Here is a 13,821-nt window from a genome sequence, read left to right as displayed (position 1 = left end):
CCCCGCGTGCCGTGTCCACCTTCCCTGCCACCATGGGCTCCCCCTGCCCCAAACCAGAGGGAAAATACCTTTAAAGCCAACCTTTTTCCTGGGCCGCGTGAATGGCGGTGATCCGGTTGCTCGCGCCCAGCTTGGTGATGGCGCTGGACAGGTAGTTGCGCACGGTGCCCTCGGTGAGGTGCAGCGAGGCCGCGATCTCCCCGACCGAGGCACCCCGTGAGGCCAGGGCCAGGGCGTCGCGCTCGCGGTCGGTGAGCGGGCTCTCCCCCGCCATCATCGCCGAGGCCGCCATCTCAGGGTCGAGATAGCGTCCGCCGGAGTTTACCTTACGGATCGCGGTCGCCAGTTCGTCGGCGGAGGCGTCCTTGGGGATGAAGCCGCGCACCCCCGCCGCCAGGGCCCTTCTCAGGTATCCGGGGCGCCCGAAACTGCTCAGCATCAGCACGGCCTGGCCGGGCAGCGTCTCGGCCACGCTCAGCCCGTCCATCCCCGGCATCTCGATGTCCAGCACGATCACGTCGGGGCGGTGCTCCTGTACGGCCTGCGCCACCAGGTCACCCCTGGCGACCTCGGCCACCACCTCGATGTCCGGCTCCAGGCCCAGCAGCGTGGCGATCGCCCCGCGGATCAGGTGCTCGTCGTCGGCCAGCAGTACCCGGATCACCGGACCCCCTCCAGCGGGATCATCGCCCGCAGTCTGAACTCCCCCGCACCGCCGGCACCGGCGGTGACGGTGCCGCCCATGGCGGCCACCCGCTCCGACAGGCCGATGAGGCCGGTGCCGCCGCGCCCGTCCACCGTCCGCACCCCGTCGTTGGTCATCTCCAGCACGGCGGCGCCGTCGCGGATCGCGATCGCGATCCGGCACCGGGTCGCCGAGCTGTGCCGCAGCACGTTGGTGGTGCCCTCGCGGACCACCCAGGCCAGCAGCGTGCCCAGTTCCTCCGGCACCTGGCCCCCCGGTGCCTCCAGCGTGCAGCGGATGCCGTCGGCCTCCAGCACCGCGGTCATGCTGCGCAGTTCGGCGTCGAGGTCGACCGTACGGTAGCCGCGCACCGCCGTGCGGATCTCCTTCAGCGCCTCCCGGGCCAGCCCCCGGACCTCGTCCATCTCACCCGCGGCCCGCTCGGCGTCGACCTTCGACAGCTTGGCCGCCACCTCGCTCTTGACCGCGATCGCCGACAGGCTGTGCCCGACCAGGTCGTGCAGGTCGCGGGAGAAGCGGAGCCGCTCCTCGGTGACGGCCAGCCGGGCCTGGGCCTCCTTGCCCTCCTCCGCCGACCTGACGACCTCCCAGAACCAGAGCTGGAAGCGGTTGGCACAGGGCAGCGCCAGCCCGGCGCCGACGAAGGCGCCGATCAGCGCGGACCGGTCCTTGCCCTCGGACGGTGCGATCATCGCGTGGCCGAAGACGGTGCCGTAGCCGTCCCCGAGCGACGCCAGCAGCAGGGCCGCCGCGGCCGCGCCGACGGTGACGACGGCCGTGCCGACCCTGCCCAGTAACAGCGCCGCGCCCGCCGCCCAGGCCGGGGCCACCAGCCCCCAGGCCCACAGGTCGCCGCCCTGGGTCAGCAGGAGGACGGCCGCGAGCGCGCCCGAGGCCACGAGTTCGCGGTTGGCCGCGAGGCCGGCGACGGCGGCCTTCACCATCCTCATGTAGAGGACGCTGAAGACGACCAGCCCCAGCAGTCCGAGGACGAGGACGGGCGTCGGGCCGCTCCTGGCCTCCGCGATCCCCGCGACGACCCCCAGCCAGACCAGGAGTATGCCCGTGGTCAGCGACCAGAGGGTGAACCGGCGGAGCCGCTCGACGGATGTCCGCTTCCTGCGGCGGGGGAGCACGTGCAGGACGGAGCGCCTCAAGCGCCCCGTCCGCTCTTCGTCAGCATTCATCAGCATTTCGCAGTGAACGTTATCCGTGCCGGGGCTCCCACCGGAACAGCCACCTGGCCAGCAGGGCCGCCACCGCGATCCAGGCCAGCAGGAGCCCGAACGAGGGCAGCGCCGCCATCCACTGCCCGGCCATGCTCAGCGCCTCGCCGCCGCCGGAGATGTGGTCGGTGCCGAGGAAGGCCGTGCGCATGATCTCCACGACCGGGGTCACGGGGAGCAGGCCGGAGATCACTCCCAGCGGGCCGGGCAGCGCGTCGGTGGGGAAGACCACCGGCGCGCCGATCATCATGACCAGGATCACCGGCAGGACCGTGATCTGGGCCAGCTCGGCGTTGGGCGTGATCCCGGAGAAGGCGGCGGCCAGCAGGCCGAACAGCACGACCCCCAGGGCGGCCGCGGCCACCAGCATCGGCACGTTGGCCGGCAGGAGCCCGTCGGACTTCCGCATCCAGATCGCCAGCAGCGCCACCTGCCCGAGGTAGAGGGCGAGCGCGCCGAGGGCGGCGCCGCCGAGGACCGCCGGCGCGGACGGCTGGCCCCCGCGCAGCCGCTTGAGCACCAGCTCCTCACGCCGCGCCGTGAAGGAGTTGACCAGGTTGATGAAGACGGCGAACCCCAGCATCAGGCCGGGCACCCCGGTCAGCACGTAGAGCTGCCCGGGCACCCCGGCGACGTCCATCCCGTTCTGGGTCTGGGTGAACATCCAGGCCATCAGGAGCGGCAGCAGCAGCACGTTGAACAGCACCGTCGTGTTCCTGCCCACCAGGGTCAGGTCGAGCCTCGCCAGCCGTACGGCGTGCAGAACGTCGGTCTTCATGATCACTCACCACTCCTCGTCCGGACCGTCCACCACATGACCGCGCGCCCTCCGCCGGCCGTCACACCGGGGGCGCCCGGCACGCCCCCGCTCATCGCCCCTCCCCCACCACGCTCATGAAGACGTCCTCAAGGGTCCCTCGGCGTACGGCGAGCCGTTGCAGGACCTCGCCCCGCCCGTCGGCCCAGGCCAGCAGCGGCCGGAGCGCGGCGTGCGCGCGGAGCTCGGCCTGTCCGCCGGTGACGGTGTAGGCGACCTCGGTGCCGCCGTCGGCGTAGGTCAGCACGGGGGTGACGCCGTCCGGGGCGGGCAGGTCGCCGAAGGTCCATGAGGTGCCGGGGAGCCGGAAGGCGATGGTGTCGCCGGAGCCGGCCACCACCTCCTCGACCGTCCCGTAGGTGTGGATGTGGCCCTCGTGCATGATTGCCAGCCGGTCGGCGAGGCGCTCGGCCTCCTCCAGGTAGTGCGTGGTGAGCAGCACGGTGGTGCCACCGGCCCGCAGGTCCTCGATCACCTGCCACGTGGTCCGGCGGGCCTCGGGGTCCATCCCCGTGGTCGGCTCGTCCAGGAAGAGCACCTCCGGCCGCGAGAGCACCGCGAGCGCGAGGTCGAGCCTGCGCTTCTGGCCACCCGACAGCTGCCGGACCTTGGTCCTGGCCTTGCTCTCCAGGCCGACCAGCTCCAGCGCCCCCATGGTCGCCCGGTCCACGCCCCTGACCCGGCCCAGGAGGTTGAAGCCCCCGGGCAGCGCGGTGCTGCCGACCAGCGTGACCGGGCGACCGGCGTCCTCGCTCAACCCGTTCCACAGGCTCACGGTCTCGGCCACGGTGAGGTCGCCGAGGAAGCCGCCCTCCTGCAGCATGATCCCGACCCGGGGCCGGAGCAGGCGGTGCTGGCCGACCGGGTCGAGGCCGAGCACCCGGACCGTGCCGGCGGTGGCGGGCCGGAAGCCCTCCAGGACCTCCATCGTGGTGGTCTTGCCCGCGCCGTTGGTGCCGAGCAGGCCGAAGATCTCACCCTTCGCGACGGTGAAGGAGATGCCGCGGACGGCTTCGAAATCACCGTACTTCTGCCGGAGCCCGCCGACCTCGATCACGTTCCCGAGGTCGGCGGCTCCGGTGCCGGACGCGTCCGCGAGCTGCGCTGTTCTCATGCGGACAATCGTCGCGTTTCACCGTTTTAGCAGGTAGTCGCCGATATCACCGGACGACCACGGATCTTTCAGCTCCGTGGGATGACAAATGTCAGCTACGGGCGGGGCGGCAGCGCCGGGCGACGGCGGGAGGGACGGGTCCCGGGGTCGGGCGGGGTGGCCGCGGGGCGCTCGTCGAGGGCGGCCAGCGCGAGCCGTACCGCCTCCTCGATCTGCGGGTCCCGGTCGGCGGCCCAGTCATCGGGGGTGATGTCCACCTCGACGTCGGGGTCGACGCCGTAGTTCTCCACTCCCCAGCCGAGCCCCTCGAACCAGAAGGAGTACCGGGGCACGGTGATGTGCGAGCCGTCGACCAGGCGGTGGCCGCCCTCGATGCCGATGACGCCGCCCCAGGTGCGGGTGCCCACCACCGGCCCGAGCTTGTGGATCTTGAAGGCGGCGGTGACGATGTCGCCGTCGGATCCGGCGTCCTGGTCGGTGACCGCGACCAGCGGGCCCCGCGGAGCGTCCTCGGGGTAGGTGATCGGCGTCATGCCCCTGGGGAGGTCCCAGGCGATGACCCTGCGGATCAGCTTCTCGATGACGAGCTCGGAGGTGTGGCCGCCCCGGTTGCCCCGGACGTCCACGACGAGCGCCTCGAAGGTCATCTCCCTGCGCAGGTCGCGGTGGAACTGCGCCCAGCCCTCGGCGACCATGTCGGGGATGTGCAGGTAGCCGACACGGCCGTCGCCGAGCTCGCGGACATGCGCCCGGCGCCCGGCCACCCAGTCCTGGTAACGCAGGCGCCGGTCGTCGTGGAGCGGTGTGACGACGACCCTGCGCCCGCCGCCCAGGGTCAGCTCGACCGGTTTGTCCCCCGCACCGACCAGCAGCGGGGCAGGGCCCTGCGGCGGCACCGGGCGGCCGTCGACCGCCAGCAGCGTCTCCCCCGGCTGGATCCCCACGCCGGGCACGGCCAGCGGGGAGCGGGCGTGCACGTCGGAGGACTCACCCGGCAGCACCCGGTCCACCTGCCAGCGGCCGTCGCCGTTCCTGGACAGGTCGGCGCCGAGCAGGCCGACCGGGTCGGAGGCGGGGTGCCCCCAGGGGGCGCCGTCGACGTAGGCGTGCGAGCTGCCGAGCTCCCCGACGACCTCCCAGAGCAGGTCGGCGAAGTCGTCGGCGGTCGCCACGCGCTCCACCAGCGGCCGGTACTCCTCCAGCACGGCCTCCCACTCGACGTCGGCCATGTCCTCGACCCAGAAGTCCGCGCGCATCCGGCGGCCCATCTGGGTGTAGGCATGCCGCCGGTAGGCCCGCGGGTCGGCGGTGATCCGGATCCGCGACAGGTCGACGGTCGCGTCGTCGCCGTTCTTGCCGGTGACCGGACGGACGGTGAGCGTGCCCTTGTGGGAGACGACGAGCTGGGTGCCGTCGCCGCTCACCCGGTACCAGTCGAGCTTGTCGACCACTTCCTCCCACTTGCGCTTGACCAGGTCGTAGCGGTCCAGCGCGGGCTTGGGGGCCTCACCGCCCACCTCGTCCCGGTCCTCGCCGAGCTCCCCGGCCAGCGGCTCGCGCAGCCAGACGAACCCGCCCTTGACCGCGCGCAGCGCCGAGTAGCGCCCCTCCGGCACCGGCACCTGCACGACCCTGGCGGCGATCCCCTCTAGATCGACGGTGATCGAGGTGTCGTCCTTGCCCTTCTTGTCGTCGTCGTCCGGCTCGCCGACAGGACGCCCTTCGGAGCTGGGCGCGAACGGCGACGGGGTGGTCGCCGACAGCGGCACCAGGTAGGGGCGGTAGCCGAACGGGAAGGACATGTCGAAGGAGTGCGCGTCGTAGACCGGGTCGAAGCCGCGGCGCGACAGGAACGCCAGGTGGTCGCCGGCGAACGCGGGCGAGATGTCCACGAACCGGCCGTCGGTGACGTCGGTGACGGCCCGGTCCACCACCCGGGCCAGCCGGATCCGGCGCAGCGGCGTGGCCTCCGGGTGCGACCAGGCCAGCCACGCGGAGTCGGGCGACCAGGCCAGCCCGTCGATCTCGCCGTTGGCGGCGGCCAGTTCGGTGACCTCCCCGGAGGCCACGTCCACCAGGAGCAGCCGCCCGTCCCTGGCGGCGACCGCGATCGTGTTCGCGTCGGGCGCGACGGCCAGGTCACCGACCTCGCCGAGCTTGCCCGCCGCGATCCTGCGGCTCTCCCCGCCGCTGGCCGGACCGATCTCCAGCCCCTGCCTCTCCCCGTCGTCGAAGACCCACACCACCCGGTCCGTGCCGAGGATGCGCGGCCGTCCCGCCGACAGGCCGGTGCTGAGCTGCCGGGCCGGGCCGTCCCGGTGGGTGATCCAGTGCACCGAGCCCTGGATCTCCACCGCGCTGGCCCGCCCGGTCGCGTCCACGGCCAGGTCGTGCAGCCTGCGGCCCGCGTTGATCTGGTACGGCTGCCGCCCCCGCAGCGGGGAGCCGAGCGTGACGTCGAGCTTGCGCGTCTCGGCGTCGAGGCCGTCCAGCAGATAGAGGTCTCCGGCGTTCTGGTAGACGATCCGGGTCCCGTCGGTGGTGGCGTGCCGGGCGTAGAAGACGTCGTGGTCGGTGTGCCGGCGCAGGCCGGTGCCGTCCAGCGCGCAGGAGTAGAGGTTGCCGACGCCCTCGTGGTCGGAGAGGAAGACCAGGCGCCCGCCGACGAGCATCGGGCTGGCGAAGTGCCCCTTCACCTCCGCCAGGAGCCGGGTGAAGTCACCCCCCGCCTGCTGGACCCAGAGGCGCCCCGCCGTACCGCCCCGGTAGCGCTTCCAGGTCGCCGGGTCGCGGGCGAGGGAGGCGGTGAGCAGCGCCACCGCGTCCTCGGTGACCGCCAGATCGGTGACCGGGCCGTAGGGCAGCCGCTCGGCCCGGTCCTCGCCCAGCGTGTAGGCCCAGGTCCGGGAGGCGAAGGGCTGACCGGCCGCACTGATCGCGAGGATCTCGCCGTCCGGCGTCCAGCCGCGCGTGCGGGTCCGGCGGTCGCCCCAGTAGGTCAGCCGCTCGGCGGAGCCGGACTCCAGGTCGGCCAGGAACACCTCGGGCGCCCCGTCGCGGACGCTCGTCCAGGCGACCTTGGCGGCATCGGGGGACAGCCGGGGATGGCCGGCGGGAGCCCGGTCCGAGGAGAGCCGCCAGGCCCGGCCGCCCTCCGCGGGAGCCGCCCAGACGTCGTCGTCGGCGACGAACGTCAGCGTATCGCGGGAGATGTGGGGGAATCGCAGGTAAAAACCAGAAACCATTGGTAAATCATATTGTCCACTATCAGGACAAACTTAAATATTTTCCGAGCGATACGCTGAGCCACATGACGCGAGCTGACAGAGACGAGCCGGTGGTGCTCTCCAAGATCTACACACGGACCGGCGACGACGGCACGACCGCGCTCGGCGACATGAGCCGCACCCGTAAGACCGACCCCCGCCTGGCCGCCTACGCCGACGTCGAGGAGGCCAACGCGGCGATCGGCGTGGCCCTGGCCACCGGCGCCCTCGACGAGGACGTCAGCTCGGTCCTCGGCCGGATCCAGAACGAGCTGTTCGACGTCGGCGCCGACCTGTGCACCCCGGTCACCGAGGCCCCCGAGTTCCCGCCGCTGCGGGTCGAGCCCTCCTATGTCGAGTGGCTGGAGGCGCGGTGCGACGAGTTCAACGGGCGGCTCAAGCCGCTGCGCAGCTTCATCCTGCCGGGCGGCACCCCGGCCGTCGCCCAGCTCCATGTGGCCAGGACGGTGGTCCGGCGGGCCGAGCGGACCACCTGGTCGGCCCTGGAGGCGCACGACGACGTCAACCCGCTGACCGCCAAGTATCTCAACCGGCTGAGCGACCTGATGTTCATCCTCTGCCGGGTCGCCGCCCGCGGCGAGGAGATCCTCTGGAAGCCCGGCGGCACCCGCTAGCCGTCCCCGCCGCCCGCGGCTCGCCTCTCATCGCCTGCGGCCCGTGGCGGGCCTGGGGCACGCGGGTCCCGGCGGTCCGCCGGGGCCCGCGTGCCGGCCGTCAGCCGGCCCCTCCGACGCCCTCGTTCCCGGCGCCCGTGTTCCCGGCGCCGGCCTTCCCGATGATGGCGTTCCCGGCGCCGGCGTCCTCGATGCCGAGGTCCCCGATGCCGATCCAGGGCAGTCGCGGAGCGACGATCACATCGTCGACCGCCGGGCCGTACACCCCGGCGGTGGTCGAGACGAGGGCGAGGGTCGCGGTGGTGTCCTGCGCGCAGAAGGAGAACTTCTCCCGCACGTAGCCCATGTTCTGGGGCGTCTTACCGGTGGTGTCGAAGGAGAACGCCCGCTGGACGATGAGCGGGCCCTGGGTCACCCGCGCGTATCCCGTCTTCACCACCGGGCCGCCGTGGGTGTTGCCCGCCAGGGCGTAGCTGACGGTGTAGCAGCGTCCGGCCGTCGTGGCGAAGGACTGCTCGATCCGTCCGGCCCCGCCGCCCGACAGGTCGACCGACTGCCGTCCCTTGGCGGCCCGCCAGGGACCCGCGAAGCCGATCAGGTCGACCGAACCCGCCGTGACGTCCCACGGGCCGATCGTGCCGCCCGCGTTGATCTGGAGGACCCCGGGGCTCAGCGGGGTCTCGAAACTGCCGTTGGCGATCAGTGGGAGCGCCGCCGAGGCGTGCGCCCCGGCGGAGGCGGAAAGGGCCAGGGCGAAGGCCGCGGGCAGTGCGACGGCCGGCCCGGCGACCCACCGGCGGCGCTTCATCGGAACCATCATGATTTCCCCCGTTATGCATGAGCTGAGCTCGTGACAGGACGGCCGGCCCGCATGACGGGACACCGCGCGTCACACGCCGGCGGACCGCCACGTGGAGTGGCCACACGATGATCCACAGTAACGACGGGGAGGCGATCCGCCTCCATGGCACGCCCGACCGGTGTCGAGAGTCGGAGACGCGATCAACGGCGAGAGCCGGAGGAGAAGGAGGGACGCCGCGCCGGGCGCGCGGCCCGCGGGGGAAGCGGGGAGCCGGGGAGCTTGGGAGCTTGGGAGCCGGAGGGCCGGGGAGCTTGGGAGCCGGGGAGTGGTCAGGCCACGTCGAGGTAGGCGCCGGGCGGGGCGGACTCCAGCCAGGCGACGAAACCGGTGAGGGCGCGGTATCCCATGGCGAGCTCGAACACGCTCTGCCCGTTGCGGCACTCCAGTGCCGTCACACCCTCGATGAACCCGAAGAACTCACCGGACCCGACCCTGCGACGCCCGGAAACGACAAGGCCGCGCCTCACGATCACGTGGCGCGGCCTTGGAAGCAGACCTATGAGTGGGATCCAGTTGAGCTGGCCGTCGGCGTAACGGGCTACCCCTACACGCCAGCCCCGCTCTCCCGACATCGGGCGCAGACAACACAGCACCGACCCCCGGGAGCGGGTCAGGATCAGCACACGGGAGGCGAGGAGGGCGACGAGCAGCGCCACCACGATGAGTACGTCCAGCACCATGCCTGCCGCCCCCAAAAAACCGTACCGCTCAGAAGCAGAATTTATCCGACTTCCTCGCCGGCCGCGCGCAACCGGGCCCTGGCGCGCTTGGCCGCGACAGCGGCGTCCGCGTCCTCCTGGTTGGCCTCGATCGAGGCCTGTGCGCGCTGAAGCGCGTCCTTGGCCGCGGCGACGTCGACCTCGGAGCCGAGCTCGGCCAGCTCGGCCAGGATCGACACCTCGTCGTCGGCCACCGAGAGGAACCCTCCGTGGACCGCGGCGATGAGGTCGCTCTCGCCACCACCACGCTTGACCGTCAGCACGCCGCCCTCGACGAGAACACCGAGCACGGGCGCATGCTTAGGCATGATACCGATCTCGCCGTCGATGGTCTTGGCAATCACCATGTCGGCCTCGCCGGACCAGATCTCACGCTCCGGCGAGACGACGCCTACTCGCAGCTTCGCCACGTTCTCTCCAGTTCCTTTCGAACCAGGCACCGGTACGGCCCGCGCCGTACCGGTGCCACAGGCGACTAGCGGGCGAGTTCCTTGGCCTTGGCGATGGCCTGCTCGATGCCACCGACCATGAAGAACGCCTGCTCGGGCAGGTGGTCGTACTCGCCGGCGCACAGGCCCTTGAACGAGGCGATCGTCTCGTCCAGCGGCACGAACTCACCCGGCTGACCGGTGAACGCCTCGGCGGCGTACATCGGGTGGGAGAGGAAGCGCTCGATACGACGGGCCCGGTTCACGGTGACCTTGTCCTCTTCGGACAGCTCGTCGATACCGAGGATCGCGATGATGTCCTGCAGCTCCTTGTACTTCTGCAGGATCCGCTTGGTCTCCTGGGCCACGCGGTAGTGCTCCTCGCCGACGATCTGCGGGTCGAGGATCCGCGAGCTGGAGTCGAGCGGGTCCACCGCGGGGTAGATGCCCTTCTCCGAGATCGGCCGCGACAGAACGGTCTGCGCGTCGAGGTGCGCGAACGCGTTGTGCGGGGCCGGGTCGGTGATGTCGTCCGCGGGGACGTAGATCGCCTGCATCGAGGTGATCGAGTGACCGCGGGTCGAGGTGATGCGCTCCTGGAGAACGCCCATCTCGTCGGCCAGGGTCGGCTGGTAACCCACCGCGGACGGCATACGGCCGAGCAGGGTGGAGACCTCCGAACCGGCCTGGGTGAACCGGAAGATGTTGTCGATGAACAGGAGCACGTCCTGCTTCTGCACGTCACGGAAGTATTCCGCCATGGTGAGGGCGGAGAGCGCGACGCGCAGACGGGTGCCCGGGGGCTCGTCCATCTGGCCGAAGACGAGAGCGGTGTCCTTGAGGACGCCGGCCTCCTCCATCTCCAGCCAGAGGTCGTTGCCCTCACGGGTACGCTCGCCGACGCCCGCGAAGCACGAGGTTCCGGAGAACTTCAGCGCGACTCGGCGGATCATCTCCTGGATCAGAACGGTCTTGCCGACACCGGCGCCGCCGAACAGACCGATCTTCCCACCCTTCACGTACGGGGTGAGGAGGTCGATGACCTTGATGCCGGTGGGCAGCATCTCGGTGCGCGACTCAAGGGTGTCGAAGGCCGGGGAGGGACGGTGGATGCCCCACTTCTCGGTGACCTGGAGGGAGGCGGTCGGCACGTCCAGGGACTCGCCGAGCGCGTTCCACACGTGGCCCTTGACGACGTCGCCGACCGGCACCGAGATCGGCGCGCCGGAGTCGGAGACCGCCGCGCCGCGGACCACGCCGTCGGTGGGCTGCATGGAGATGGCGCGGACCAGGTTGTCACCCAGGTGCTGGGCGACCTCCAGGGTCAGGGTCTTCGTCTCCCCACCGAGGACGACGTCGACGTTAAGGGCGTTGTAGATCTCGGGCATCGCCTCGACGGGGAACTCCACGTCGACGACGGGACCGGTGACCCGCGCGACGCGGCCCACGCCGGTCTCAACAGTCTGTGCAGTCATTTCACTCTTTCCCCGCTGCGGCGTCAGCCAGCGCGTTGGCGCCACCGACGATCTCGCTGATTTCCTGGGTGATCTCGGCCTGACGAGCCTGGTTCATCTGCTGGGTGAAGACCCGGATGAGCTCGTTGGCGTTGTCGGTCGCCGACTTCATGGCCCGGCGACGCGAGGCCTCCTCGGCGGCCGCCGACTGGAGCAGCGCGGTGAAGATGCGCGACTCCACATAACGTGGCAGCAGCGTGTCGAGCACGGCGCCGGCGCTGGGCTCGAACTCGAAGTAGGGCAGCGGCGTGTCCGGAGCCTCGGTGGTCTCCTCGACCTCCAGCGGCAGGATCCGCTTGACCACGACTTCCTGCGTCAGCATCGAGACGAACTGGGTGGAGACGATGTGGATCTCGTCCACCCCGTCCTCGGCCGAGAACGACTCGATCAGCGCGTCGGCGATCTCCTTGGCGTCGGCGTAGGCGGGCTTACGGGAGAATCCCGTCCACTGCCCGCCCATCGTGCGACCCCGGAAGCTGTGCCAGGCGACGCCCTTGCGGCCCGTCACGAAGGGCACGGGCTCGATGCCCTTGCCCCGCAGCAGGCTGCTGAGCGCCTCGGCCTCACGCAGGATGTTCGCGTTGAAGCCGCCGCAGAAGCCGCTGTCGCTGGTGACGACGAGCACCGCCGCCTTGGCCGGCTGCGCCTTCGCCACCGTCAGCGGGTGGTCGACGCTGGCGGTGTTGCTGACGACGCCCGTGACGGCGCGAGTGATCTCGCGCTCGTACGGCACCGCCGCCTGCATCCGCTGCTGAGCCCGCACGATGCGCGACGAAGCGATGAGCTCCTGGGCGCGCGTGATCTTCGCGGTGGACTTGACCGACTTGATCCGCCGCCGCAGCAGTCTTAGCTGGGCACCCATCGGCTACTTCTTCTCAGCCGTGCGGACGTGCTTGGTGATCTTCTCCTGGCCGACCTCTTCGGCACCGAGCGCCGCGACCGGCTCCTCGTTGACCAGCAGCTCGCCCGCCGAGGTCTCGAAGGTCTTCTTGAACTCGGTGATCGCGTCCTTGAGAGCCGTGACCGTGTCGTCCGACAGCTCCTTGGTCTCGCGGATGCCGTCGAAGATGCCCTTGTTCTCGCGGGCCAGGTAGTCGAGGAAGTCCGCCTCGAAGCGGCGGATGTCCTCGACCGGGACGTCGTCGAGCTCGCCGGTGGTGCCGGCCCAGATGGAGACGACCTCCCGCTCGACCGGGTAGGGGCTGTACTGGGGCTGCTTGAGCAGCTCGACCAGACGCTGACCCCGCTCCAGCTGTGCCTTGGACGCGGCGTCCAGGTCGGAGGCGAAGGAGGCGAAGGCCTCCAGGTCGCGGTACTGCGACAGCGAAAGGCGCAGCGTTCCGGCGACCTTCCGCATCGCCTTGGTCTGGGCCGAGCCGCCGACGCGGGAGACCGAGACACCGACGTTGATCGCCGGGCGGACGCCGGCGTTGAACAGGTCGGTCTCGAGGAAGACCTGGCCGTCGGTGATGGAGATGACGTTGGTCGGGATGAACGCCGAGACGTCGTTGCCCTTGGTCTCGATGATCGGCAGACCCGTCATCGAGCCCGCGCCCATCTCGTCGGAGAGCTTCGCGCAGCGCTCCAGCAGACGGGAGTGGAGGTAGAAGACGTCGCCGGGGTAGGCCTCACGGCCCGGCGGGCGGCGCAGCAGCAGGGAGACCGCGCGGTAGGCGTCGGCCTGCTTGGTCAGGTCGTCGAAGACGATGAGGACGTGCTTGCCCTGGTACATCCAGTGCTGGCCGATGGCCGAGCCGGTGTAGGGGGCAAGATATTTGTAACCAGCCGGGTCGGACGCCGGAGCGGCGACGATGGTGGTGTACTCCAGCGCGCCCGCCTCTTCCAGGCGGCCCTTGATCTGGGCGATCGTCGAGCCCTTCTGGCCGACGGCGACGTAGACGCAGCGGACCTGCCTGCTGGGGTCGCCGGAGAGCCAGTTGTCCCGCTGGTTGAGGATGGTGTCCACGGCGATCGCGGTCTTGCCGGTGCCACGGTCACCGATGATCAGCTGGCGCTGGCCACGGCCGATCGCGGTCATGGCGTCGATCGCCTTGATGCCGGTGGCCAGGGGCTCCTTCACCGGCTGGCGCTGGACGACGGAGGGGGCCTGAACCTCCAGAGGGCGCAGGCCCTCGGACTCGATGGCGCCCTTGCCGTCCAGCGGGTTGCCCAGGGGGTCGACCACGCGGCCGAGGAAGTTGTCGCCGACCGGCACGGACAGGACCTCGCCCGTCCGGCGGACCGACTGGCCTTCCTCGATCTTGCTGAAGTCGCCCAGGATAACGACACCGATCTCCCGGACATCCAGGTTCAGTGCCAGACCACGCGTGCCGTCCTCGAACTCAAGCAGCTCGTTCGCCATCGCCGAGGGAAGGCCGGAGACATGGGCGATGCCGTCGCCGCAGTCGACGACGGTCCCGATCTCCTCGCGCGCGGCGCCTTCCGGCTCGTACGCCTGGACGAAGCGCTCAAGCGCGTCCCGGATCTCGTCCGGCCGGATCGTAAGCTCCGCCATCTCTCTTCAGTCTCCCTAT

12 protein-coding genes are annotated in these 13,821 nt (G+C 70.8%); 1 reads left to right on the top strand and 11 read right to left on the bottom strand.

The window, feature by feature from the left end; translation table 11 throughout:
• Positions 1–70: 70 nt before the first annotated feature.
• From J2S55_RS00225 to J2S55_RS00205, 5 genes are all read right to left on the bottom strand, one after another.
• Positions 71–664 carry a response regulator transcription factor gene (locus J2S55_RS00225; protein WP_306856427.1) on the bottom strand — a complete coding sequence of 198 codons (594 nt, stop codon included), beginning with the start codon at positions 662–664 and terminating at the stop codon, positions 71–73.
• Positions 661–1,863, bottom strand: coding sequence for a sensor histidine kinase (locus tag J2S55_RS00220; RefSeq protein WP_306856426.1), 1,203 nt, complete (start codon positions 1,861–1,863; stop codon positions 661–663). The genes J2S55_RS00225 and J2S55_RS00220 overlap by 4 nt, the downstream gene beginning before the upstream one ends.
• A 49-nt stretch (positions 1,864–1,912) precedes the next feature.
• Positions 1,913–2,710, bottom strand: a complete 798-nt coding sequence (locus tag J2S55_RS00215; protein WP_306856425.1) for an ABC transporter permease — start codon at positions 2,708–2,710, stop codon at positions 1,913–1,915.
• A 91-nt stretch (positions 2,711–2,801) separates the two neighbouring features.
• Positions 2,802–3,863, bottom strand: coding sequence for an ABC transporter ATP-binding protein (locus J2S55_RS00210; protein ID WP_306856424.1), 1,062 nt, complete (start codon positions 3,861–3,863; stop codon positions 2,802–2,804).
• A 95-nt stretch (positions 3,864–3,958) separates the two neighbouring features.
• Positions 3,959–7,108, bottom strand: a complete 3,150-nt coding sequence (locus J2S55_RS00205) for a S41 family peptidase (RefSeq protein ID WP_306856423.1) — start codon at positions 7,106–7,108, stop codon at positions 3,959–3,961.
• Between the two features lie 65 nt (positions 7,109–7,173).
• Between J2S55_RS00205 and J2S55_RS00200 the strand changes: the two genes are divergently transcribed.
• Positions 7,174–7,764 (top strand): cob(I)yrinic acid a,c-diamide adenosyltransferase, encoded by a 591-nt coding sequence (locus J2S55_RS00200; RefSeq protein ID WP_306856422.1) that lies wholly within the window; start codon positions 7,174–7,176, stop codon positions 7,762–7,764.
• 100 nt (positions 7,765–7,864) lie between these two features.
• Here the strand turns inward: J2S55_RS00200 and J2S55_RS00195 are convergent, their stop codons facing one another.
• From J2S55_RS00195 to atpA, 6 genes are all read right to left on the bottom strand, one after another.
• The gene (locus tag J2S55_RS00195; RefSeq protein WP_306856421.1) at positions 7,865–8,572 is read right to left on the bottom strand and encodes a choice-of-anchor C family protein; all 708 of its coding nucleotides are present in this window, start codon (positions 8,570–8,572) and stop codon (positions 7,865–7,867) included.
• A 323-nt stretch (positions 8,573–8,895) separates the two neighbouring features.
• Complete coding sequence (locus J2S55_RS00190) at positions 8,896–9,306, bottom strand: DUF2550 domain-containing protein (protein WP_306856420.1); 411 nt, start codon at positions 9,304–9,306, stop codon at positions 8,896–8,898.
• A gap of 41 nt (positions 9,307–9,347) precedes the next feature.
• Entirely contained in the window at positions 9,348–9,755 is a 408-nt protein-coding gene (locus J2S55_RS00185; protein ID WP_306856419.1) for a F0F1 ATP synthase subunit epsilon, read from the bottom strand.
• 65 nt (positions 9,756–9,820) lie between these two features.
• The gene (atpD, locus tag J2S55_RS00180; RefSeq protein WP_306856417.1) at positions 9,821–11,248 is read right to left on the bottom strand and encodes a F0F1 ATP synthase subunit beta; all 1,428 of its coding nucleotides are present in this window, start codon (positions 11,246–11,248) and stop codon (positions 9,821–9,823) included.
• A gap of 1 nt (position 11,249) precedes the next feature.
• On the bottom strand, positions 11,250–12,149 hold the full coding sequence (locus tag J2S55_RS00175; protein WP_306856416.1) for a F0F1 ATP synthase subunit gamma: 900 nt from the start codon (positions 12,147–12,149) through the stop codon (positions 11,250–11,252).
• Between the two features lie 3 nt (positions 12,150–12,152).
• On the bottom strand, positions 12,153–13,802 hold the full coding sequence (gene atpA / locus J2S55_RS00170; protein WP_306856415.1) for a F0F1 ATP synthase subunit alpha: 1,650 nt from the start codon (positions 13,800–13,802) through the stop codon (positions 12,153–12,155).
• Positions 13,803–13,821: the final 19 nt, after the last annotated feature.

This window comes from Streptosporangium brasiliense, assembly GCF_030811595.1.
GTDB lineage: Bacteria > Actinomycetota > Actinomycetes > Streptosporangiales > Streptosporangiaceae > Streptosporangium > Streptosporangium brasiliense.
The sequence above is the reverse complement of the archived record's forward strand: the minus strand, read 5'-3'. Positions and strand labels throughout refer to the sequence as shown.

What these genes read in the sequence shown, in the direction of transcription:
- J2S55_RS00215 (WP_306856425.1), bottom strand. Translation starts at nt 2,710, where the DNA reads ATGAAGACCGACGTTCTGCACGCCGTACGGCTGGCGAGGCTCGACCTG.
- J2S55_RS00210 (WP_306856424.1), bottom strand. Translation starts at nt 3,863, where the DNA reads ATGAGAACAGCGCAGCTCGCGGACGCGTCCGGCACCGGAGCCGCCGAC.
- J2S55_RS00205 (WP_306856423.1), bottom strand. Translation starts at nt 7,108, where the DNA reads ATGGTTTCTGGTTTTTACCTGCGATTCCCCCACATCTCCCGCGATACG.
- J2S55_RS00200 (WP_306856422.1), top strand. Translation starts at nt 7,174, where the DNA reads ATGACGCGAGCTGACAGAGACGAGCCGGTGGTGCTCTCCAAGATCTAC.
- J2S55_RS00195 (WP_306856421.1), bottom strand. Translation starts at nt 8,572, where the DNA reads ATGAAGCGCCGCCGGTGGGTCGCCGGGCCGGCCGTCGCACTGCCCGCG.
- J2S55_RS00190 (WP_306856420.1), bottom strand. Translation starts at nt 9,306, where the DNA reads ATGGTGCTGGACGTACTCATCGTGGTGGCGCTGCTCGTCGCCCTCCTC.
- atpD (WP_306856417.1), bottom strand. Translation starts at nt 11,248, where the DNA reads ATGACTGCACAGACTGTTGAGACCGGCGTGGGCCGCGTCGCGCGGGTC.
- J2S55_RS00175 (WP_306856416.1), bottom strand. Translation starts at nt 12,149, where the DNA reads ATGGGTGCCCAGCTAAGACTGCTGCGGCGGCGGATCAAGTCGGTCAAG.
- atpA (WP_306856415.1), bottom strand. Translation starts at nt 13,802, where the DNA reads ATGGCGGAGCTTACGATCCGGCCGGACGAGATCCGGGACGCGCTTGAG.